The following is a 22916-nucleotide window of genomic DNA, read 5'->3' as shown; positions in this document are numbered from 1 at the left end:
CCGAGATGGAACAAAGTGGAATCGAGGTTGGAGGCGTGTACCAGCCCGAACTGAGATGGAACGAAGTGGAATCGAAGTTACACTGCGTGAAAGCAGGGAGTCCTGCAGAGTTAATCATTTGCTTGCACTTACAATTCATATGAGGTATACTATGAAGTAGGGCGGTTTCGTAAGAAACCGCCTCTTTAAATGGAAGATTTCTCAATAGTTATAGTAATATTGGTAGTTTTTTTCTGAAAGGATGATTTATATGAATATTATGCCATTAAAATATTGCCCTAAGTATAAAGAGCAGGTGATAGAATGGTTAAATCAAGAATTTGGATGTAAAACAAGTTATGGATTTTATAAAGAGTTAATAGAACATAGCATGGAAGAAGATAAACTTCCAATAACATTTGTAGCAATTGATAATGATGTCTTAGTAGGTACGGTTGGCCTTTGGAGAGGAGATTTACTTTCACGGCAAGATTTATTTCCATGGTTATCTGCATTAGTTGTTAATCAGGATTATAGAAATCAAAAGATTGGCCAAAGGCTACAACTATTTATTGAAGAATATTGTAGAAATAAAAACTACGAAGAAATATACTTATATACTGATTTAGTTAATTACTATGAAAAAACTGGATGGATTGCTTTTGATAAGGGATATGAATACATGGGTGGAGAAGTAACTATTTATAAGAAGTCTCTTAAAGGCTTGTCTAATTCATAGACAGAAATCCCAATTTATAGAATTGGATAAATAAGAATTGACCGAGCTCTTTAGAGCGAGGGATGCTTCTTGTCCGAAGGGCAAGAAGATGGGAGAAAGATTCAGAAAAATAAGAATTTGTTGAGGTGCGTAATGTTCAATATACATATTAAAGGAAAATTTGAAAATGAGGCACAACTGCTTCAGGGGAAAGAACTTTCTCAAAAAGCAGTTCAATTTAAAGAAGGCAGAACTCTTTTAGAGGCCTTTCGACTTGGATTTGTGCTTAGCTTACCGATAATGTTACCAATGGTCATTTTGTCTGTAATTAGGTGTTCAGAGCTTGATAAACATTTGGAGTTTGATGGCAGTCTTATTGTTGCTATAGTAATAACAGTATTATTAAGACAGGTGCTAATCTATCTACATGAGTTTATTCATGCCATTTTCTATCCGAAAGAAGCAGAAAAGACTGTTTGGAAAGACTTAAAACAAGGGGCTTATTTTGTATATTGTGATGCTGAGGTAACTAAAATCAGATTTATAGTTCTTTGTCTCGCACCATCCATTATTTTGGGAATTATACCGTTCTTTATTTGGTATATTGTTGCTCCAATTTTGGAAGCGGAATGGATTATTTGCATAATGGTATTAACTTGGATGATGACATTTATGTCAATGGGAGATTTTGCAAATGTTTATAATGCTATAAGGCAAGTACCAAAGAATGCGAAAGTTTTTAATCATGGCATGCATTCTTATTGGATAGAGTAATACAAAGCCCAAGTTATCGAGCGGTGCCATTCGCATTTCGCTGCGCTTCATGCTTATGTCGCGCTGTCGCGCTATGCAGCTGCACTCGAATATGTCTGCCTGTGAGCAAGCTCCCGTCAGCCAATTCGGTGCATCTTCGCACCGCTCGTAGAAACGCACAAATCCAAATTTATAGAATTGGACATATCAGAATTTGTAGAGGTGTTGAAGTAGTGAAGGATTACAGTGTACAAAATAAAAAAGCGTGGGAATATAATGCCTATGAGTTTTGGGTTAGAACATTAGGAATACCGACTGAAAGGGCAAAAAAAGATGTTGAAAATCCAATGGGAATGTTGAAACGATATACTGAATATTTTGATTCATATGATGGAATAAAAGTTGCAAATATATGTGGTTCATGTGGAAAAAAGGCAATTCCATTAGCATTACTTGGCTCAGAAGTTACTATCTTTGATATTTCAGAGGATAACAAAAAATATGCTCTTGAAGTGGCTAAAGCAGCCAATGTCAATTTGAATTTTGAAGTTTGTGATATATTAGAAATAGATCTGTCTCAATATGAAAATTATTTTGATGTAGTGTTTATGGAAGGTGGAATTTTACATTATTTTCACGACATTGATGAATTCATGAGCGTTATATATTCCATTCTCAAAAAGGGAGGAAAGTTGATTTGTAGTGACTTTCATCCATTTACAAAGATATCTGATATCTTGAATTTGCAACAACCAACGATGAGTTATTTTTCTACGGATGTTTTTGAAGGTGAGATGGCACATGCGCGATTTTTTGACGAAGATGTGCGACAGAAAATGCCTAAATGCAGTTATAGAAAATATACAATCAGTGAAATTATAAATTCTATAATTAGTAATGGATTATGTTTGAAAAAATTTGATGAACATCCTGCGTGGACGAATGAGAAGATACCAGGAGAGTTTACCGCAATAGCAATAAAATAATTTGTGGAGGATATATGAATACTTTTAATAATGATTTTTGGAAAGCATTGGATTCATTAGTAAATAATTCAGAAATAGTTATAGATAGACCAAAAGGAACTGCACATCCAAGATATCCTGATTTTATATACAAGGTTGATTATGGATATTTGAAGAATACTTCGTCAATGGATGGGGCAGGTATTGATGTTTGGGTTGGTTCTGGAGATAAACAAATAGATGCCATAATGTGTACTGTTGATTTAATGAAACGGGATTCGGAAATAAAGATATTGATAGGATGCACAGAAGAAGAAAAACAGATTGTGTATCAGACACATAATGAAACACAATATATGAAAGGCATTTTGATAAGACGATAAATAAGAAGTTATGGAGACAAATTGTATGGAGATAAAAAACTTATCAAACATATTTGAGGTTCGTAAATTAACGGCTGAAGATGTTGAGATAATTTATGAAATGAGTTGTAAAAACAAGATTTTCTATCAATATCATCCACCTGTTGTTACAAAAGAAAGTATTATGGATGATATGAAGGCATTGCCACCTGGCAAGGGATATAATGATAAGTTCTATATTGGATTTTTTGAAGGTGAAAGTTTGGTAGCAATCATGGACTTAATTCTTGATTTTCCGGCAGAAAAAATATCCTTTATAGGATTGTTTATGATGAATGTAGAATATCAGAAAAATGGTATTGGTTCGAAAATCATCTCTGAATGCAGAAATTATCTACAAACGTTAGGTTATAAGAAAATTCGTCTTGGTGTAGACAAGGGAAATCCACAGAGCAATGCTTTTTGGAGAAAAAACGGATTTATACCTATAGACGAAGACGAGTATATTTGTATGGAATTAGTTATGTAAATACTCAATTAATATAAAATAGGGTGATAAGATGATTAGAATAGCAACAGAAAATGATGCAGAGAAATTACTTGAGATATATTCTTATTATGTTGAGAATACAGCAATTACTTTTGAATATGAAGTGCCATCTGTTGATGAATTTAGAGGAAGAATTCGCCGGACACTTAGCAAGTATCCTTATCTTGTAGCAGAATGTGAAGGGAGGATTGTTGGTTATGCATATGCTAGTGCTTTTAAAGAACGTAGGGCATATGACTGGGCGGTAGAAACAACGATTTACATTGCCAAAGATGCGAGAAAGAGGGGATTTGGCAAGGAATTGTATATGGCATTAGAAAATGCTTTGGCATTACAGAATATTATAAATTTGAATGCTTGTATCGGTTATCCAATTATTGAGGATGAATACCTTACAAAGAATAGTGTTCAATATCATGAACATTTGGGATACAAATTTGTAGGTGAATTTCATAAATGTGGGTATAAATTCGGTAAATGGTATAACATGGTGTGGATGGAAAAATGTATTTCTAAGCACCTGGATTGTCCGCTACAGGTCATGAACTTTGATGAAATCCGAGGGGAATTTTCAAGTAAGTATGGCATACAGTGAATCATTGCTTATATCAAAGTAGAGAAATTGCGTATATGTTGTTGCGGAAGGTAGTTTCGAATTAGAATTAGCTGCAAAGTTAGGAATGAAATTTTTTGGGAGGTCTGATGAGATGATAGATAAGGCAACAAAAAGTGATTGTATGGATATTGCCAAATTAGCTATCCTGATGTGGGAAAATCATACAGTGGAAGAACTTATAGAAGAATTCGAAGCTGTAATACAAGATAAAGAAAGTGCAATTTTTATAGTTTCTATTGATGATAAAAAAATAGGTTTTGCACAATGTCAATTACGCCATGATTATGTTGAGGGTACGAAAACCAGTCCTGTGGGGTACTTGGAGGGTATATTTATCGGGCAGGAATATAGAAAACAGGGGTATGCTAAAATGTTATTATCAAAGTGTGAAGAATGGGCAAAAGAACAAGGCTGTGTAGAGTTTGCCAGCGATTGTGAACTTGAAAATGAGGACAGTTTAGCATTTCACAGGAAGATGGGATTTGAAGAAGCAAATCGTATTGTTTGTTTTAAAAAGACATTGAAAAAATAATAGATATGATTGACGGAAGGAGAGATAACGATGATTACAGATTCTTATGATATTGAAACAGAGCCTATTATTAGCTTGCGGGATTTCTATGGAGAACCCAAGCATATTGTGGATATATGTCTCATTATTTTCTCGAAAGAAATACATAGAAATTTATTGGATACGTTTGATTGCGTTGAAATAGCTAAAATAAGCGCTTGTAACGGAAATAATTCCATTTACAAGATGAATTATAAAGGAACAGAAATCGCATTTTATTTAACAGCAATCGGTTCTGCAGTTGCATCAGCGTACTGCTATGAAGCAAGCTGGCTAACAGGAGCAAAGAAATTTATTATGTTTGGTTCTTGTGGAAGCCTGGATAGAGAAAAAACGGATGGTAAATTCATTGTTCCAACAGAGAGTTATCGTGGGGAAGGGTGTTCTTATTATTTTGCCGAACCATCCGATTACATTGAGATAAAAAATAGCAATAAACTTGCTTCAATATTTAGTGATTTAGGTGTGCCATATGTTCAAGGAAAAGTATGGACGACAGAGTCAATGGTCAGAGAAACAAGGGGACTGGTTTCCAAGAGAAAAAACGAAGGTTGTATTGCTGTTGAAATGGAATTGGCAGGGGTACAGGCTGCATGTGATTTTTATGATTTAGAACTGTATGATTTTCTTGAAGCGGGAGATGTCTTAGAATCCAGTGGATATGAAGTAGAAGGTCTTCGTGATGCAAACCATGATTTTGAAAAATTATATATTGCTTTAGAAGTAGCTTTGCGCTTATAAATATTATTAGAAAAAACAGAAGTTTATGGAGAAAATTTTAATGGAATTTAAAAGAACAAATGGAAAAAATAAGGACTTTATAGAAAATTGTATACTTCTTGATATGGATTTGGATAGACGTGTTGGAAACGAAATACAAAGGGATAAATACAATAAGTATAATCAGTTAGATGAAATACAAGAAGCGATTGTCGTTTATGAAGATAATAAGCCAATTGGTGGTGGTGCTATAAGAAAATATGATGAGGAAGATATAGAATTAAAAAGAGTGTTTGTACATTCGGAATATCAGGGACACGGCGTAGGAACAAAGCTCGTTTCCTTGTTAGTAGAATGGGCTGCGGAATTAGGATATAAAAGAATAATTCTTGAGACGGGAAAAATATTATCGGAAGCTTGTGCCGTATATAAAAAGATTGGATTTCAGGTGATTCCCAATTATGGTCCATATGTGGATATACCGGAATCATTGTGTATGGCAAAGGATTTGGAAAATAAATAAATTATTCGATTCAATTCGGAGGTATGCATAATGGCAATAGAAGGAGTGGAACAACCTGAATTTCTACAGGTGGATGAAAAAACTATACAGTCAGGAGACATTAAAGTGTATGTATGAATATCTTAATAAAAAGGGCGAACTGTATTTTATAGAAGTTAAGAACCAGGATACCTATGTTCCTATAGGAGATGTTACGTTCTGGAAAGAGGACATGCCGATTGTAATCGGCGATAAGTCATATCGTGGAAAAGGTATTGGGAAAAAAGTGATATGTACCTTGATGGAACGTGGAAAATTATTGGGATATGATAAGTTATTTGTAAATGAAATCTATGAATTCAATATTGCTTCAAGAAAGTGTTTTGAAAGCTTAGGGTTCAAAGTTTATGAAAAAACAGAAAAAGGAAACAGATTTGTATGGGAGAACGAGAATGGAGAAAATAAATGTAAGAAATGAGTCCAGAAATGATTATCGGATTGTTGAAAATTTAACAAGAGAAGCATTTTGGAATCTGCATGTTCCAGGGTGCAATGAGCATTATCTGGTCCATGTCATGCGTGAACATAATGATTTCATACCGGAACTTGATTTTGTGGCAGAGACAGAAGGAAAAATTGTTGGAAATATTGTTTATACAAAAGCAAAGTTAGTAGATGAAAACGGGTGCGAAAAGATAGTTTTGACATTTGGACCTTTCAGTATTTTGCCGGAATATCAAAGAAAAGGCATTGGGAAATTATTATTAAATCATTCTTTTAAGAAAGCAATGGAATTAGGATATGACTGCATTGTTATTTTCGGACATCCGGGGAATTATGTATCTTCCGGATTCAAAAGTTGTAAGAAATATAATGTATGCATTGAAAATGATTATTACCCTACGGCAATGCTTGTGAAAGAACTTAAAACAGGAGTTCTGGATGGAAGAAAATGGACTTATTATGAAAGCCCGGTTTACGAGACTGATGAAAAAGAAGCAGAAAAATTTGATCAAACATTTGAGCCAAAAGAAAAAGAATACAGAGTAAGTCAGGAAGAGTTTTATATTTATAGTCATTCTTCTATCAAGTAGAGAGAGTATGTTTCGAAAGAAACATACTCTCCTCCTTGTTTATCAGCATTTTTCCTCATTTGCATTAATATCTGCCAATGCTTCAAAAAATTCTTTGGGTTTGTCATCCATTGTAAAATGACCTGCTCCTTTCAGCATATACAATTTTTTACGAGGTGCTTCGATTTTTTGGAAATAGTCCTTTGACAAGGTATAGGGAACCTGCCAGTCATCTGCACCAAGTATATAGTAAATGGGTACTTTATACTCATAGGATTCTTCGTCTAAATCAAAGTTCATCATTTCATCGTTCAGGCTACTGTTTATTTTTTCAGCACCTAAAAATGCATGGATATCTGAAAATTGAAAAATTGGACTGGTCACCATGGCTTTTAGCAGGGGGATATATGATAGTTTGCTTGGGGCGAGATGATACTTTTGCTGGACAGTGCGAAGTAAGGTGCATTCTTTTATGAAATCTTCTGGTTCACCATAGGGATAGCGCGCAATACTTTCAAGTTTCTTTTGGGATTTCATATCTTTTCTTTGCATTGCGATTTCCATCGCTTTTTCGTATCCTGCTCTTTCTCCTTTTAAAACACTAATTACCTGGCCAGTTCCAACATAATATGCAACATTTTCAGGATGACGTTTTGCATAGATACTTCCCAATACAGAGCCCCATGAATGACCTACTAAAATTATTTTTTCCTTTTGATATCGTTCCTTTAAGTACAAAATGGTTTCATGAATATCTTCTAATTGTAATTCCATTGTTGGTGCTGCTGTTGGATTTTTCGTAAAGGTTTTGCCGGCACCTCGTTGATCTAAATGTACTACTGTGAAAATTTCTTCCCAGTTTTTTTGGAAAATATTTGTCATTAATGACTCGGCACTTGCGAAAGCATGAAGAAAAAGAATTACAGGATTTTCGTAGGATGTGCCTGCATGAAACAGATATTGTTCAATGCCATTGATTTTTTTGTATTCTTCAAAATATATTGGTCTGTTATTTTTGTTTTTCATTATGTTACTCCTTTGTTTTAGCTTGTAAGCGTTCATCGATGGATTTATCAAAGTGTTCAAGCAATTTTATCAAATAAGTGGCGTATTCTTCAGGCATATTTTCTAGTTCTTTGAAAAAATCGGAATTGGTTTCTTTGTGATATTGTATATGTGCTTGATAGGCTTTTTGTCCAATATCTGTAAGAGATAAGCATACTTCATTGTCTGTAGTAGGCGAAATACGTTTACGAATCAACCCTTTTTCTTCAAGCTTATAAACCATCTGCGAGGCGCCACCTCTTGTTATTCCGCGCATTTTGGCAAGAGTCGATACATTAATATCCGGATAATCACCAATAAGTGAAATTGTATGAATTTCGGCTTGTTTTAGAACAACGCCAGGGCTATATTCACGTGGTTGTTTTTCCAATTGGTAGTACTTATGTAGCACTTTTTCGGTTAATCTGGAAATTTTTTTAAAATCATTCATTTCTATCCATTTCTCCTCTGTTTAGTAACTATACAGTATAGTAACTAAACGGAGGAGAAATGTCAAGACTAAATTATTTTTTATAATCACATAATTATAATTGTAAAAGAAGCGCTCATGGTTGTGCTGAAGAATTTATATGTTTATTATGCAAAATTTTGTGTTATAATGTGCTGTGAGATTTAGGAGGATTTTATGTTACAATTTACATTTATTACTTTTTTAATATTATTTTGTATATTTTGTGGGATTATGATATATGATTCCAGAACATTATGGACTGGTTTTTCATTCTTTATAATGATGTTAAACCTAGGAGTTGTACTTTTACTTATTTTTCTAGAATATTCACAGGCATTAGGGAAGAATGAATTTCTGGTTGGAATATTATGGATTTTATTGGGAATAGTGTTTGTTTGTGTTCTACTCTTTCCAGCAATATTGCTAATTATGTTTTTTATAGAGGGATTAAAGGTTATAAAGCATGAAGGATTAAAACCAGCCAATTTGTTATCTATATTGTTTTCGATTTTGTTATTCGCCTATTTGTGTGTATGGCCGATGCTTGGTAATTTAAGTAAGAATATCGTAGGTGTTGCTATTTATGTGCTTATTAGTTTTTCAGTGGTATACATATTATCTTTAATGGCAATGTATTCACTTTCTGCTATTCTTAATCTTATTCATTTGAAAAAAAGTAGGAAATTGGATTATATCGTTGTGCTTGGTTCCGGAATAAAGGGTACAAAGATAACACCATTACTTGCAGGTAGAATCGAAAGAGGTATAGAATTATTGAATTACAATTCTAATGCAATGTTAATCATGTCAGGTGGTCAGGGGCGTGGAGAAGATATTCCGGAAGGCGAAGCAATGGCAGCATATGCGATTGACAAGGGTGTGGATGCAGAAAGAATAATAATTGAACGAAAATCTGTATCAACAGAAGAAAACCTTAAATTTTCAAGGGAACTTATGAGTGGGGAAAGGTCTAGAATTGCTATTGTTACAACATCTTATCATGTTTTCAGAGCATTAATTTTGGCAAGAAAACAAGGCATAAAATGTGTAGGATTTGGCTCAAAAACTAAGTGGTATTTCACATTAAATGCCCTTATCCGAGAATTTATCGGTTATTTGAGTTTGACAAGGAAGAAACATATTTCGCTAATTGCCTTTATGGCAGTTTTAATGATATTATTTATAGGAGTTAATTTGTAAGGGGGAAAGAATGAAACGCGGATGGTTGGTAATAACAATAGTAAGTATTGCTTTATTAAGTGGTTGTAGACATGATTCAGAAAATGGTGTAACCGCGGAATGCAATGTAGATGTTATATATGTTTCAGCATCAGCAGACTGCGATAGGGCAGATGGGAGTTTAGAGTATCCGTTCTCGACGATTCAGGAAGCTGTAAATAATTCAGTGGCAGGTTCGGAAATCATTATTGGAGAAGGAGAATATGAGCCCTTTACAATTTTAGAAGATTCTTCAGGAAAAGAAGAAAAGAGGACTATTATTAGAGCCGCAGATGGAACACATCCTGTTATTCGAGTGCCCGATGGAAGCGTTGCGGAGAATTCTATTGGAATTGATATGGAGAATGTTTCGAATATTTGTCTTGATGGGTTAGAAATTTCCGGAGGAACACATGGTATTTATTACGAAAGCAATACAGATGCTGAGAGTACAGTGTTGAGTGGTATTACGATTCGTAATTGCCGGGTTCATGATGTGAAAGGAGTACATGGTATCGCTGTTTATGCTACGAATGACCGAGTTCCGGTAATGGGGCTTGTGATAGAAGAATGTGAAGTATATGATTGCCGGTGTGGTGACAGTGAGTCAGTGGTCATAAATGGAAATATTGATGGATTTGAGATTAGGCAAAATGTTGTTCATCACAATAACAATATTGGGATTGATATGATAGGATTTGAGGGAACAGCATTACATGATGATTCCTATGATGGTAACATCTATGATGTTGATTTTGTTCGGAATGGAAAATGTTATGGAAATACGGTTTTTAACATTTCTGCATCTGGAAATAATGCATATTTAGAGGAGGGTGAGTATAGCCTTTGTGCAGCTGGGATTTATGTGGATGGTGGTCAAAATATCGCGATATATGATAATGAAATTTCAAACTGTGATATCGGCATTGAAGTTGCAACAGAGCATAATCCGAGGGATAACCCGTTATTTCAGGTTACAGGTATAAAGGTGTATGAAAATAAAATTACTGAGTGCACAGGATTTGCGGGATTGGCTTTCGGAGGGTATGATTCGGAGCGTGGTTTTACTGTAGAGTGTCATTTTTATCAAAATACATTGATTGATAATCCGGTTCAGATTGCGGTGCAGCGTAGCAGAAATAACGAGATTGACCACAATACGATTATCGGAGGTGACACAATAATTGAGTATAGTACGGAGTTGCCCGAAGAGGAAATGGAAAACAATTTTCATGATAATATAGAGAAAAAGTCGGAATAATGAATAGAAAGAATTTTTGGAGGGTGAATAGATATGAAAGAAAGCAAAGCGAAAATTATAATCGGAATTATTTCTTTATTTATTGCAGCAATTTTAGTAGCATTTTTTTCTTGTGTAACTAAGAAAGATTGGATAATATTAGTATTTCTTATTGTCCATGTAATGATTTTCCTTAAGTTTCTTGCGGATGAGCAAGTGGTTAAATGGTTGCTTGAAAAATTCAGTAAAAGAAGCCTCAAGGTGATAGGCGTCATTGGAGTATTTATTGGTATCGCGCTTATGCCACAGTCAGTTGGCACATATGTGGCAGGGGCAGTTGAGTTTATAGCATATGTTTTGTCATTTATGTGTTGGATACTTGGATTATTATTAATTAATACTGCCAATAGGCAGTAAAATTAGAACTTGTAGCTCTGTAATATAAGGGGAATGGAGGTAAATAAATGCGAACAGAAAATGTTGAACTTACAGTTTTGTGTTTGGTTCATAAAGATGGACAATATTTGTTGCAGGATAGAGTAAATAATGATTGGAAAGGATTTACTCTTCCAGGAGGACATATTGAAAAAGGAGAATCCATTGTTGATGCTGTTATAAGGGAAATGAAAGAGGAAACAGGATTAACAATTATCAATCCTAAACTGTGTGGAGTTAAGCAATTTCCGATTGATAACGGTAGATATTTAGTTTTTCTTTTTGAAACAAGTCAATTTGAAGGGGAACTCAGACACTCTAAAGAGGGTAAAATGTATTGGATAAGCAAAGAAGAATTAACAAAAGTGAATTTGGTAAATGACTTTAATGATTTAATTGATGTAATGCTTGATGATACATTAAATGAATTTCAATATGTTATTGAGGGAGAGGATTGGAAGATTGTAAAGAAATAGATAACTCCCAAGATGTAGAATAAAATATAAGTTAACAGAGGAGAGCAATGATGTTACCGTCAATAATAGAAGCGGAAAAGGAATTGAAAATTGCAGGAGAATTAAATCCCGGACCATGGGAAAAACACTCTTTAAATGTTGGAATAGCTGCACGAAATATAGCAGAAAAGATTCCGGATTTAGATGAGGATAAAGCATATATAGTCGGAATATTACATGACATAGGTAGGCGTGCAGGTATCGTCAATATACCGAAACATGTGTATGAAGGATATTCTTTTTGTATGGAAAAAGGTTGGGATGAGGTTGCAAAAATATGTATGACACATTCGTATGTGTTGATGCAAGAGGAATTTGATTACGAACCCATAACAAAAGAAGAGATTGAAATAAAAAAATACATATTAAATTGTCAGACAGATGATTATGATTTGCTTATTCAGTTGTGTGATTCGTTAGCAACCGATTATGGATTTGTTATAATTGAGAAAAGATTTGTAGATGTAACACGCAGATACGGAATTTTGGAAAAATATATAGAGGGATGGAATAAGACATTTGAAATCAAAGAATATTTTGAGGCAAAAATGGGATGTTCTATCTATGATGTTTTACCGGATATAGAGAAAACAACACTTTTATCGCCACCACCGTGGAAACCGCCTGTTAATGTGTAAGATAATTTTATCTCTCTTTTTTTGAACAGAAAATGAGAGGTGTATTGGTTGGATATGCCATATACTTGATGTATAGGAGATGAATTTATGGATTGGATTTGTAGATTAAATAGTGCAATTAACTACATAGAAGAACAGATTGAAAATGAAATTGATATGGAAAAAGTTGCGAGTATTGCAGGATGTTCCTCTTATCATTTTCAGAGAATGTTTGCATACATGGCGGAGGTGCCTCTGTCTGAGTATATTCGCAGAAGGAGAATGTCATTAGCTGCTACAGAATTATTAAGCGGAGAAAACAAAGTCATTGATGTTGCGTTAAAATATGGATATGAATCGCCAACCGCTTTTAATCGTGCATTTAAGAATGTTCACGGCGTAGCACCTTCAAAAATCAGTGAAGAAGGAGTTGTGCTGAAAGCCTATCCACCAATTCATTTCCACATTACAATCAAAGGAGAGAGAGAAATGGATTATCGAATTGTTAAGAAAGAAGCGTTTAAGATTATTGGTGTATCCATGCCATTGGAAAAAGAACTTGAAAAGAACTTTGAAATTGTTCCAAAGATGTGGGAAAAAGCAAGTACGGATGGAACTATTCCAACACTTACAACCATGATGAATAGCGAAGTAAAAGGAGTGCTTGGAGTAAGTGCTTGTAATGATTTAGAGGAATGGAGATATTATATTGCAGTTGCAAGTACATTAGATACGCCGGAACAGTTTGAAGAATATGAAATTCCGGCAGCAACATGGGCAATTTTTACTGGAGAAGGAACAGGTACTTCCGTTCAGGAATTAGAGGTAAGAATCGTAAAGGAATGGTTGCCAACATCCGGATATGAATATGGTAATGCACCGGATATTGAGGTATACCTGAATCCAGATCCGGAGAATGCGGTGTTTGAAGTATGGATTCCTGTTGTAAAAAAATAGGAAAGAATGGGAAGAGTACAGTATGAGTATGTGGAATCCGTGGCGTGGTTGCCATAAATGTAGTGAAGGTTGTAAATACTGTTATATCCACAAGGGGGATTCGAAAAGAGGCGTTAATACGAATATCATTGTAAAAGCTACGAATTTCTATGCACCATTGGCAAAGGATAAAAGTGGAAATTACAAGATGAAATCTGGGCAAACGGTATATGTTTGTTTTTCTACAGATTTTTTATTAGAGGATGCAGATTTATGGAGAGAGGAATGTTGGCAGGTAATGAAAGAACGTTCTGATTTGCATTTTCTGTTTCTGACAAAACGTATTGAACGGTTTATGGATTGTATTCCTGATGATTGGGGTGACGGTTATGAAAATGTGACGGTAGGATGCACCATTGAAAATCAGGATAGAGCAGATTTTCGTTTGAATATTTTTTCAAAATTACCAATAAAGCATAAGAATATTATTTGTCAGCCCCTCATTGAGGCCATCAACATTGAAAAATATCTTGATGGTGTTGAATTAGTTGTGGTAGGTGGAGAATCAGATCGAAATGCACGTCCGCTGGATTATGACTGGGTATTAGATATAAGGAATCAGTGTATGAAAAAGCAAGTGAATTTTGAATTTCGGCAGTGTGGAACCTATTTTATGAAAGAAGGGAAACAATACACAATACCTACAAAGCAACTAATGGCTCAGGCAAGGAAGGCCAATATCAATTATACGATATAACCTAGTAGGAAGGGGCAGAATTATCATGAGATTGCAGAATGGAACAAATTCTGCAATCTTGTATTATGTCTATATGTTTTACAGAAAGAAGGATAAACAAGAAAAGTCCTGTTATCCATGGTACAATGTTTAAAATGATGTTTTTAGGAGCTGATAGTATGAAATATCGAAATGCCAACCATGTATTGCCAGAAGAATTAATTGAAATGATACAGGAATATGTGCAGGGAGAATATATTTACATACCTATAAAAGAGAAATTCCAATCAGAGTCGCTCACTGACTATAAAATGGAATTGGAAAAGCGTGATGCACATATTTATACAAGGTATTTAGAAGGTCTTGGGAATAAGCGGCTTGCGGAGATATATCATCTGTCGGAATCCAGTATTAGAAGAATCATTATTAAACAACGGAAGGGTTATAGAATGATGAGAGAAAAAATTCACAAGATACTTACTGAATGGGGATTGCAGGACGACGAAGTAAAACAAATATACGATACGACTTGGCAGGTAGGGGAACATTATGTGCTGAAGGTATATTCAGATTTGGATATGATGGAGAGAAACATAAAAATATTGCAGACATTAGATGCAATGAATATTCCTGTGGGGCAAATTGTACCTACCAATGAGAAGAAACAATATGTATCCGAGGAGGATGCTTTTTATTTTCTTTCGAAAAAGCTTCCGGGTAGTAATATAGTACAGATTGGTAATGACAAGAATATTGCCTTGTTGATGGGAGAAATCATTGCCGATCTTCATATTGCTTTTAAAAAGTGCGAAGACGGGGAAGTATTTTGGAATAACAGTCTATTGGATGAAATGAATGGCTGGGTCAAAGAAAATTTCCAAAAAAATAACTGGAAGTATATAAGTAAAGAAAATTATGAGAAAATCCTATCAGAATTAACAGCCATATACCATAAGTTACCGGTACAGCTCATTCACAGAGATGTACATTTCGGCAATTTTCTATTTGAAAAAGGAAAATTTTCCGGTTACATAGACTTTGATTTGAGTCAGAGAAATATACGTATTTTCGATATTTGTTACTTTTTGCTTGGAATGCTGTCAGAGAAAGAAAAATTAGAGATAACAGCGGATATATGGTTTGAACTGGTAAGGGATGTTTTTACGGGATATGAAAAGAAACTGCAGTTGTCCGAAGAGGAGAAGAAAGCAGTTCCTTATGTAATGGAATGTATTGAATTACTGTTTGTTTCCTATTTTGAAGACCAGAAGGATGTACGTTGTGCGGAAGATGCTTATAAAATATTCGAGTTTGTATGGAAGCAGGAAGAAAAGATATGGAAAAGCATACCATAAAATGGGAATATGAAGGTGTGGAATACATATTTCACACCTTAGATTCGCTGTTTTCGTATAAGCAAGTGGATAAGGGAACAATTCAAATGATAGAACATATAGAAATGATGCAAAACAATAAGGTTTTGGATTTGGGATGTGGATATGGAGTTGTTGGAATTTGGGCAGCGAAAAAGATTGGAGCTAAAAATGTTGTAATGGCAGATGTTAATATGGATGCATTGGAAATGGCTAGAGAAAATGCAAATCAGAATAATCAGAATGAAATTAAAATAATCCATAGCAATGGTTTTGAGAAAATATATGAATCTGACTTCACGCTTATTATTTCCAATCCCCCATATCATACGAATTTTTCTGTTGCGAAAGAATTTATCGAAGGAAGTTATAAGCATCTGCAGACAGGTGGATGGCTTGTGATGGTTACAAAAAGGTTTGATTGGTATAAAAATAAAATACAATCTGTCTTTGGCGGAGTAAAATACATAAATAGTGAGGGATATTACATATTTATGGCAGAGAAACGCAAATATAAAAGAAATGATCAGTTTAAAAGAAATATATCAAAAAAATTGCAGAGAAAATATAGAAAAAGTGTCCCATATTGGTTTCAATAACCAATATGGGACACTTTTTTAAATTGTAGTTGCATAAGTGAAATTGTTGTGATATCATAGTGATATCAAAAAGAAAGAAGGTATTTCACTATGGAAGAAAAAATTTTAAAAAGAAAGAAAAATGGTATGTTGATTCTGTTGCTTTCACTTCTTATCTATGCGGCAGCAATTGCCGGAACAGTTGTGGGTGGTCTTATGGTTGAGGACGGTGGAAATCCGGTACTTTTAATTGTTAGTATTATTTTTCTTAGTACTACATGGTTGCTTTGGCCTGGACTTAAGGTGTTAAGACCTCAAGAAGCATTAGTGCTTACTTTGTTTGGAAAATATATCGGCACATTAAAAGAGCCGGGTTTTTATTTTGTAAATCCGTTTTGTACAGCAGTAAATCCGGCAGCGAAGACCGTTTTAAATCAGAGTGGTGATGTGCATGATGGTTCCGGTAAAAATGCTACAACCACAGAAGTACCTACAAAGAAAATCTCATTGAAGATTATGACTTTAAATAATAATCGGCAGAAAATCAATGATTGTCTTGGAAATCCGGTAGAAATCGGTATCGCAGTTACATGGCGTATTACAGATACAGCAAAAGCAGTATTTAATGTAGACAATTACAAAGAATTTTTGTCCCTTCAGTGTGATAGTGCTTTGAGAAATATTGTACGTCTTTATCCATATGACGTCGCACCAAATGTAGATACTACAGGAGATGGTGTTGCAGACGAGGGCAGCCTTCGCGGTTCCAGTGAAACAGTAGCCGCAAGGATTCGTGATGAAATTCAGGCAAGAGTAAATGAGGCAGGCATTGAAGTGGTGGAGGCTCGTATCACATACCTTGCATATGCACCTGAGATTGCAGCAGTTATGCTTCAGCGTCAGCAGGCATCTGCTATCATTGATGCAAGAAAAATGATTGTTGATGGAGCTGTTGGTATGGTGGAAATGGCATTAGAGCGTTTGAACGAAAATCAGGTTGTAACATTAGATGAAGAAAGAAAGGCTGCAATGGTATCTAATCTTCTGGTTGTACTTTGTGGAAATCATGATGCGCAGCCGGTTGTAAATTCAGGAAGCCTTTATTAGTATAATATATGGCAGATAATACAAAAAAACAGGTACCACTTCGGCTTTCACCAAAGCTTTATGACGCAATTGCAGCCTGGGCAGAAGATGATTTTCGTTCTGTAAATGGTCAGATAGAATATCTTCTGACCGAATGTGTCAGACAGCGCAAAAAGAATGGAAAATATGTATCAGACGAAATTGATGTACCACCTAAATTAGATATTCATTAAAGGAAGGTATGATAAAAAATGTTTACAATAAGACCGATGGAAAATAGAGACACGGAAGAAGTGCTGGCTATGATGAAGGTATTTTATGATTCGCCTGCAATTTTGCACAAGGCTTCCGAAGAAGTATTAAGACGAGACATTAGAGATTGCGTAAGAGATGTTCCTTTTGTGGAAGGTTTTGTGTTTGAGAAGGAGAACAAGATTGCAGGCTATTCAATGATTGCAAAGAGTTATTCTACGGAATACGGTGGAATTTGTATTTGGATAGAAGACCTTTATATCAAGCCGGAATATCGCGGAAGTGGTATTGGTACACAGTTCTTTTCCTACCTGGAAGAACAGTATGGAGAAAACGCAGTTCGGTTAAGACTTGAAGTAGAGAAAGATAATGCGCGGGCAATTGGTGTATATAAGAAGTGCGGGTATCAGGAATTATCTTATGTACAAATGACAAAAGAGATTTAAAAATTAAAACGGTTAAAAATATAATAAAATTCGGTTGACAAATGGAAACCTCCTGCATATACTCAAAGTAGCAAGTTATAGATAGCTTATGAGAGCCTAATATGCAGGAGGTTTTTATATGACAGTCCAGGAAATGAAGAAGAAAAAACAGGAAAAGGGTTATACATATGCGCAGATAGCGGAATTATCGGGTGTGCCGTTAGGAACGGTTCAGAAGATTTTTTCGGGGGAAACAACAAGTCCGCGTTATGATACCTTGCAGGCATTGGAGCGTTTGTTTGCAGATATATCCATGGTGTGTGAAGAGAGTGGCTATCGGGTAAATAAGCAGCATACACAGGGTAGTTATACTGTTGATGACTACCGTGCATTACCGGAAGAACAGCGAGTGGAGCTGATTGACGGATATTTTTATGATATGGCGTCTCCGAACTTTTTACATCAGCGGATTGGAGGAGAGATACATCGGCAAATTGCCAATTTTATTATGGATAACGGTGGAGGTTGCTTGCCCCTTATTGCGCCGGTAGACATTCAACTGGATTGTGACGAGAAGACTATGGTTCAACCGGATGTGGCAATTTTGTGTCATGACGATAAAGTGAAGAGATGGGGCGTATATGGCGCACCGGATTTTGTGTTAGAGGTGATTTCTCCATCCACGAAACGAAAAGATTACACAAAGAAGTTGTCAAAGTATATGGAAGCCGGAGTAAGAGAATATTGGATTTTAGACCCTTATCAGAGAAAACTTCTGGTATATTTTTTTGAAAGCGAAGTGTGTCCTGTGATTTACGGATTGGATCATTCTGTGCCTATAGGAATTTATAATGGGGAGCTTGAAATTGAGTTTTCAAATATTGCGAAGTGGATTGAGAATGAGGTGCTGGATGAAAGTCATTCTTAAAAAGTAATGGGAGGAGAAAGCAATGAACGGAGAATTAGGGCAGATTTGTCATATACCTTAATCCGTGAAACTTGATAACCTTATTTCGGGCGTATACCCGATAAATACTGGGTGTAACACGGTTTCATTTCTAGTTTTTGTTTTCACCCAATGGGTGAAGATAAAAACATATGACTTTCTCATATTTCCTCTGTGTTTTTAGCACCTCATATAGTAAAATATAAGTATCAATATATGAGGTGGATATTTATGAAAAAACTCGTAATCGAATTTTCCAATGAAAGACTAATTACTCCCAGCGGATTATCTCTTGTGGGACAGATGCTTGGCAAAAGCAGCTTCATTAAAAAGTGCAATAACATGAAGGTTGATGGCAAACGTTCCCAGAGCCAAATCAAAAACGGAGATATTCTTCTTTCTTATATCGGACTTCTTTGTCAGGGCAAGACTTCTTATGATGCTATCAATGAGATGTCTGATGATCCTGAGTATTACAAGCTTGCTCTTGGTATCACAAGGGCGATTCCATCTGCTGAGACCTTACGTCAGCGTATGGATGATATAGGGTCTTCATTGAGGGAAGAAATCCTAAATGCAAATGTTGCCATGTTTCATACCTTCCATGTTCAGCCTTCCGCATTAGAATCCGGGTTAGTTCCTTTGGATCTTGACGTCACTCCTATGGATAATTCAAAAACACATAAGGAAGGAGTTGCACACACATACAAAGGATTTGATGGTTATGCACCAATGATGGCATACATTGGCACAGAAGGCTTTCTTGCAAATACGGAGCTACGGGAAGGAAGTCAGCATTGCCAGTGCAATACACCCGCATTTTTAAAGCAGACACTTCGGCTTGGACATCAACTGACAGACAAGCAACTGTTGGTTCGTATGGACGCAGGGAATGATGCTGCTGAAAACTTAGGCATTCTAATCGAAGACGGTTCCTGGTTTATTGTAAAAAGAAATCTTCGAAGAGGTGAATCCAAAGAAGATTGGATTGCCAAAGTAAAGGAATGCTGTAAGGACATCCGTAATCCTCGTGATGGAAAAACTGTTTACATAGGTTCTTCGTGGAAAGATGTAGCGTATACAGATTCCGAAGGAGAATCAAAAACCATTACCATGCGCATTGTATATGAGGTGATTGAACGAACAACCGATAAAAACGGACAGTTCCTTCTGGTTCCGGATATCGAGTGCAATACGATATGGACCAATCTCGGCTGGAGCGATGATGATATCATAAATGGCTATCATGCTCACGGCGAATGCGAACAGTTTCACAGTGAAATCAAGACGGATATGGATGTTGAAAGACTTCCATCCGGCAAATTTGATACAAATGAGCTGGTCCTTGAATTAACTGTGCTTGCGTATAATATTTTGCGATTAATAGGTCAGGAGTCGTTAAAAAGCAGGCGAGCTCCTAAAACAAAACACCCTGTTAAAAGAAGACGTATCAGAACCGTGATAGGGAATCTGATTCAAATCGCCGGACATGTAACAACTCATGGACGACGGATTGTCTTGGCAATTGGTTGCAGTAATGTATGGCGTCATGCATTTATGGATGTTTATAAGCGTTTTGCTCTGGCCTAAGAATACAAAACAGAAAAAGGCTTGTTAAGGTGCGTCATTTTTGCACCTTATAAGCTGCAAATAGATATAAATCTCGCAACAAACAGGAATTGTGTACTAAAATTCGGTGTAAAGCAATGAATAACATTGATTCTGGGCAGTTCCTGTAAAAAAACAACTAAGTTTCACGGATTCAGGTGATATTTATCATGGAGGAAAATAGAATGTGGCAAGTACAAAAAAAAGAAACTTTTGATATTTGGACAAGTAATGTATGCACTTTAAAAATTGAATATTTTGAAGACAAATGCAGAGTCTATGTTGATTATAAGGGACATAATGTTATTATGCCAATGGGGATGTGGGGATTTGAAGAAGAAATTCAAGATAGAAAGATAAAGTATGAGGTTGAAGGTGAAAAGGGAAATTTTAAAACTTTAAGTTATGTGGTAAAGGAAAGTGATTTAAAATTGTTTTGTGATATGATATTTTTCTTTTTATCTGAGCATAACTTAGATGGAGCATTGAATGACGTGTTTAAATATTAAATGTATTTAATTAGAGGTTATACTTTGGGACTCCCAAAAACTTAACCCCATGCCCGTCTATTAATTAACCATCATGGCTGTTGTGAAGCAATCAAGAAATCCATGATGCTAATTAATAGACGATAGCGAAATTTTGCCGAGTTGGGTACACGAATATTACAAAATAAAATATATTGATGGTAACGTATTCTTAGTAATATAATGTTGAAAAAGGGTGCGTTTCTTTTATAAAAAAATTCTCCAAGCGGGATTTTACATTAGGATTCATGGAAGGAATCATAGGTGTGTGCGATTCTATAGAAGGTGCACAGGATATCTACTATGGAAGTATGGGAGATAGGGACGCATGGCGGTATTATTTTATACAAAAGAGAGAGCGAAGCAATGAAGTGGATGCAGATATTTTAATGAATTCAAAAGTGTGGGAAGCAAGTGGACACGTTTCAGGATTTTCCGACCCGTTGGTGGATTGTAAGGAGTGTAAAACAAGGCACAGAGCAGATAATTTAATTGATGATTTTGCGCCAGAAGCCAATGCTGATGCGATGACACAAGAAGAAATGAATGCATATATCAAAGAACATAAGGTAATCTGTCCGGTGTGTGGAAAGTCCAACTTTACAGAAATACGTCAGTTCAACTTGATGTTTGGTACGAAAAGGGGTGTCACAGAAGAAAGTGGGGCTATGATTTATCTAAGACCGGAAAATGCCCAGGGTGAATATGTAAATTTTCTTAACGTACAAAGAACTATGCGAGCGAAGCTTCCTTTTAGCATCGGTCAGATTGGAAAGGCTTTTCGTAACGAAATAACACCGGGAAATTTCACCTTTCGAACCATTGAATTTGAACAAATGGAATACCAGACATTTTGCAAGAAGGGAACAGATAGTGAAACTTATGAATATTTTAAGGAATATGGAATGGAATTTTTTCAATACCTAGGATTACCTAAGGAAAAATTGAGATTTCATGACCATGAGAAATTAGCACATTATGCCAAAGAGGCATGCGATATTGAGTATGCTTTTCCTTTGGGATGGGGGGAAATCAATGGAACCCATAACCGTACTGATTTTGATTTGACAAGACATCAGGAATTTTCAAAAAAATCAATGGATTATTTAGAGGAAGAGACAGGAGAAAAATTCGTGCCATATGTAATTGAATCCACATATGGATTAGACCGGATTATATTAGCATTGCTATTTGAAAATCTGCACGAAGAGATGGTAGGAGAGTCAGATAAAAGAATTGTTTTAAATATTGCGCCTAAATTAGCACCAATAAAAGTAAATGTTTTGCCGTTGATTAAAAAGAAGCATTCTGAAATGGCAAAGCAGGTATATCATCAATTGATGCCGTATATGATGGTGAATTATGATGAAACAGGAAGCATTGGAAAACGATATCGTCGTGGAGATGCAATTGGAATACCATTTGCAGTTACCATTGATGATAACACATTAGAGAATGGAACAATTACCATTCGTGATAGAGATAGTATGGAACAGGAAGTGATACCGATGGAAGGGGTTGTTCCTTATCTTTTGACGAAATTAAAGTAAATTAAGTTGTGGTGCTTGGGTTTCAAGATAGTTAAGAAAATGAAAACAGTACCCTGAGCGGAAGAACTAAAGGTTCTTCCGGCTCAGGGTGCTGTTATGATATTTACTGGAATAAGTAACATCTTCTCCGAACCATTCAGGAGGAACGAAAGCATTGGCTTCCTCTTCCGTTTCAAATTCCACTTCTGCAAGAAGCAGTGGTGCCAGTTCTCCCTCAAAAACATCCAATTCAATGGTTAGTTTTTCTGTAAGCGGTATCAGATAACGTTTCTTGGAAATTACGATGCCATCAACCTTCGGTAAGAGATGCTCATAAGCATCTTTTGTTAATGGAAGGTTATATTCTTCTCGAACCATCAGACCTTTTGACTTATAGGTGAGATAGTAATCGTCATCTTCTCTTCGGATTCGTACAACCGGTTCGGTACATAAATACCCCTGTTCCAACTGACGAAAAGGATACTGGGAGAGAGTTTCCGGTAAAGTATCAATTAAAAATTTACGTTCAATTTCCATAAATGACCTCCTGAGGATTGAAAAAAGTTGTAT

At 35.6% G+C, this 22916-nt stretch carries 30 protein-coding genes; 27 read left to right on the top strand and 3 right to left on the bottom strand.

From position 1 onward, the window contains the following. Window positions 1-250 precede the first annotated feature (250 nt). The 11 genes from BIV20_RS10940 (at window position 251) to BIV20_RS10890 (ending at window position 6830) form a co-directional block, all read left to right on the top strand. Window positions 251-718 carry a GNAT family N-acetyltransferase gene (locus tag BIV20_RS10940; protein ID WP_143524538.1) on the top strand — a complete coding sequence of 156 codons (468 nt, stop codon included), beginning with the start codon at window positions 251-253 and terminating at the stop codon, window positions 716-718. 132 nt (window positions 719-850) lie between these two features. Further along, window positions 851-1471, top strand: coding sequence for a DUF3267 domain-containing protein (locus BIV20_RS10935; RefSeq protein ID WP_075720769.1), 621 nt, complete (start codon window positions 851-853; stop codon window positions 1469-1471). A 212-nt stretch (window positions 1472-1683) separates the two neighbouring features. Then, window positions 1684-2436 carry a class I SAM-dependent methyltransferase gene (locus BIV20_RS10930; RefSeq protein WP_075720768.1) on the top strand — a complete coding sequence of 251 codons (753 nt, stop codon included), beginning with the start codon at window positions 1684-1686 and terminating at the stop codon, window positions 2434-2436. Window positions 2437-2450: 14 nt separating this feature from the next. Continuing rightward, entirely contained in the window at window positions 2451-2798 is a 348-nt protein-coding gene (locus BIV20_RS10925; RefSeq protein ID WP_075720767.1) for an inorganic pyrophosphatase, read from the top strand. Window positions 2799-2823: 25 nt separating this feature from the next. Then, window positions 2824-3306 (top strand): GNAT family N-acetyltransferase, encoded by a 483-nt coding sequence (locus tag BIV20_RS10920; protein ID WP_075720766.1) that lies wholly within the window; start codon window positions 2824-2826, stop codon window positions 3304-3306. 31 nt (window positions 3307-3337) lie between these two features. Further along, complete coding sequence (locus tag BIV20_RS10915) at window positions 3338-3922, top strand: GNAT family N-acetyltransferase (RefSeq protein WP_075720765.1); 585 nt, start codon at window positions 3338-3340, stop codon at window positions 3920-3922. A 112-nt stretch (window positions 3923-4034) separates the two neighbouring features. Continuing rightward, window positions 4035-4475 (top strand): aminoglycoside 6'-N-acetyltransferase, encoded by a 441-nt coding sequence (aac(6'), locus tag BIV20_RS10910; RefSeq protein ID WP_075720764.1) that lies wholly within the window; start codon window positions 4035-4037, stop codon window positions 4473-4475. Between the two features lie 30 nt (window positions 4476-4505). Further along, window positions 4506-5255 (top strand): nucleoside phosphorylase, encoded by a 750-nt coding sequence (locus BIV20_RS10905; protein WP_075720763.1) that lies wholly within the window; start codon window positions 4506-4508, stop codon window positions 5253-5255. Between the two features lie 40 nt (window positions 5256-5295). Then, window positions 5296-5757, top strand: a complete 462-nt coding sequence (locus tag BIV20_RS10900) for a GNAT family N-acetyltransferase (protein WP_242939823.1) — start codon at window positions 5296-5298, stop codon at window positions 5755-5757. Window positions 5758-5830: 73 nt separating this feature from the next. Further along, a complete protein-coding gene (locus tag BIV20_RS10895) occupies window positions 5831-6214 on the top strand; it encodes a GNAT family N-acetyltransferase (protein ID WP_075720761.1) in 384 nt (127 codons plus the stop codon). Next, window positions 6189-6830 (top strand): GNAT family N-acetyltransferase, encoded by a 642-nt coding sequence (locus BIV20_RS10890; RefSeq protein WP_075720760.1) that lies wholly within the window; start codon window positions 6189-6191, stop codon window positions 6828-6830. The genes BIV20_RS10895 and BIV20_RS10890 overlap by 26 nt, the downstream gene beginning before the upstream one ends. A 42-nt stretch (window positions 6831-6872) precedes the next feature. Here BIV20_RS10890 and BIV20_RS10885 read toward each other — a convergent pair whose 3' ends face one another. Next, window positions 6873-7835 carry an alpha/beta fold hydrolase gene (locus tag BIV20_RS10885; RefSeq protein ID WP_075720759.1) on the bottom strand — a complete coding sequence of 321 codons (963 nt, stop codon included), beginning with the start codon at window positions 7833-7835 and terminating at the stop codon, window positions 6873-6875. Window positions 7836-7839: 4 nt separating this feature from the next. Further along, entirely contained in the window at window positions 7840-8304 is a 465-nt protein-coding gene (locus BIV20_RS10880; protein ID WP_083655193.1) for a MarR family winged helix-turn-helix transcriptional regulator, read from the bottom strand. A 195-nt stretch (window positions 8305-8499) separates the two neighbouring features. Here BIV20_RS10880 and BIV20_RS10875 point away from each other — a divergent pair, with 195 nt between their 5' ends. From BIV20_RS10875 to BIV20_RS10800, 16 genes are all read left to right on the top strand, one after another. Further along, window positions 8500-9525 carry a YdcF family protein gene (locus tag BIV20_RS10875; RefSeq protein WP_075720757.1) on the top strand — a complete coding sequence of 342 codons (1026 nt, stop codon included), beginning with the start codon at window positions 8500-8502 and terminating at the stop codon, window positions 9523-9525. Window positions 9526-9535: 10 nt separating this feature from the next. Beyond that, window positions 9536-10804 carry a NosD domain-containing protein gene (locus BIV20_RS10870; RefSeq protein ID WP_075720756.1) on the top strand — a complete coding sequence of 423 codons (1269 nt, stop codon included), beginning with the start codon at window positions 9536-9538 and terminating at the stop codon, window positions 10802-10804. Between the two features lie 33 nt (window positions 10805-10837). Next, window positions 10838-11200, top strand: a complete 363-nt coding sequence (locus BIV20_RS10865) for a hypothetical protein (protein ID WP_075720755.1) — start codon at window positions 10838-10840, stop codon at window positions 11198-11200. Window positions 11201-11247: 47 nt separating this feature from the next. Then, window positions 11248-11694, top strand: a complete 447-nt coding sequence (locus tag BIV20_RS10860) for an 8-oxo-dGTP diphosphatase (RefSeq protein ID WP_075720754.1) — start codon at window positions 11248-11250, stop codon at window positions 11692-11694. Between the two features lie 50 nt (window positions 11695-11744). Next, complete coding sequence (locus BIV20_RS10855) at window positions 11745-12371, top strand: HD domain-containing protein (RefSeq protein WP_075720753.1); 627 nt, start codon at window positions 11745-11747, stop codon at window positions 12369-12371. Between the two features lie 87 nt (window positions 12372-12458). Next, a complete protein-coding gene (locus tag BIV20_RS10850) occupies window positions 12459-13307 on the top strand; it encodes an AraC family transcriptional regulator (RefSeq protein WP_075720752.1) in 849 nt (282 codons plus the stop codon). 22 nt (window positions 13308-13329) lie between these two features. Next, on the top strand, window positions 13330-14043 hold the full coding sequence (locus BIV20_RS10845) for a DUF5131 family protein (protein ID WP_075720751.1): 714 nt from the start codon (window positions 13330-13332) through the stop codon (window positions 14041-14043). Between the two features lie 158 nt (window positions 14044-14201). Further along, window positions 14202-15377 (top strand): CD3324 family protein, encoded by a 1176-nt coding sequence (locus BIV20_RS10840; RefSeq protein ID WP_075720750.1) that lies wholly within the window; start codon window positions 14202-14204, stop codon window positions 15375-15377. Next, window positions 15359-15994, top strand: a complete 636-nt coding sequence (locus BIV20_RS10835; RefSeq protein ID WP_075720749.1) for a class I SAM-dependent methyltransferase — start codon at window positions 15359-15361, stop codon at window positions 15992-15994. The genes BIV20_RS10840 and BIV20_RS10835 overlap by 19 nt, the downstream gene beginning before the upstream one ends. Window positions 15995-16084: 90 nt before the next feature. Continuing rightward, window positions 16085-17080: an SPFH domain-containing protein gene (locus BIV20_RS10830; protein WP_075720748.1), complete on the top strand. Its 996-nt coding sequence runs from the start codon at window positions 16085-16087 to the stop codon at window positions 17078-17080. 8 nt (window positions 17081-17088) lie between these two features. Further along, window positions 17089-17292, top strand: a complete 204-nt coding sequence (locus BIV20_RS10825) for a PTS ascorbate transporter subunit IIC (protein ID WP_075720747.1) — start codon at window positions 17089-17091, stop codon at window positions 17290-17292. Between the two features lie 18 nt (window positions 17293-17310). After that, window positions 17311-17757, top strand: a complete 447-nt coding sequence (locus BIV20_RS10820) for a GNAT family N-acetyltransferase (RefSeq protein ID WP_075720746.1) — start codon at window positions 17311-17313, stop codon at window positions 17755-17757. Window positions 17758-17875: 118 nt separating this feature from the next. Next, window positions 17876-18664, top strand: a complete 789-nt coding sequence (locus BIV20_RS10815; RefSeq protein WP_075720745.1) for a Uma2 family endonuclease — start codon at window positions 17876-17878, stop codon at window positions 18662-18664. 234 nt (window positions 18665-18898) lie between these two features. Continuing rightward, window positions 18899-20272 carry an IS1380 family transposase gene (locus tag BIV20_RS10810; protein ID WP_242939811.1) on the top strand — a complete coding sequence of 458 codons (1374 nt, stop codon included), beginning with the start codon at window positions 18899-18901 and terminating at the stop codon, window positions 20270-20272. Between the two features lie 188 nt (window positions 20273-20460). Next, a complete protein-coding gene (locus BIV20_RS10805) occupies window positions 20461-20799 on the top strand; it encodes a hypothetical protein (RefSeq protein ID WP_143524536.1) in 339 nt (112 codons plus the stop codon). 227 nt (window positions 20800-21026) lie between these two features. Continuing rightward, complete coding sequence (locus BIV20_RS10800; protein ID WP_442971700.1) at window positions 21027-22367, top strand: glycine--tRNA ligase; 1341 nt, start codon at window positions 21027-21029, stop codon at window positions 22365-22367. Window positions 22368-22433: 66 nt separating this feature from the next. Here BIV20_RS10800 and BIV20_RS10795 read toward each other — a convergent pair whose 3' ends face one another. Next, on the bottom strand, window positions 22434-22883 hold the full coding sequence (locus BIV20_RS10795; RefSeq protein ID WP_075720743.1) for a CYTH domain-containing protein: 450 nt from the start codon (window positions 22881-22883) through the stop codon (window positions 22434-22436). Window positions 22884-22916: the final 33 nt, after the last annotated feature.

This window comes from Roseburia sp. 499 (assembly GCF_001940225.2).
GTDB lineage: Bacteria > Bacillota > Clostridia > Lachnospirales > Lachnospiraceae > Petralouisia.
This window is presented reverse-complemented; position numbering and strand designations above follow the sequence as displayed.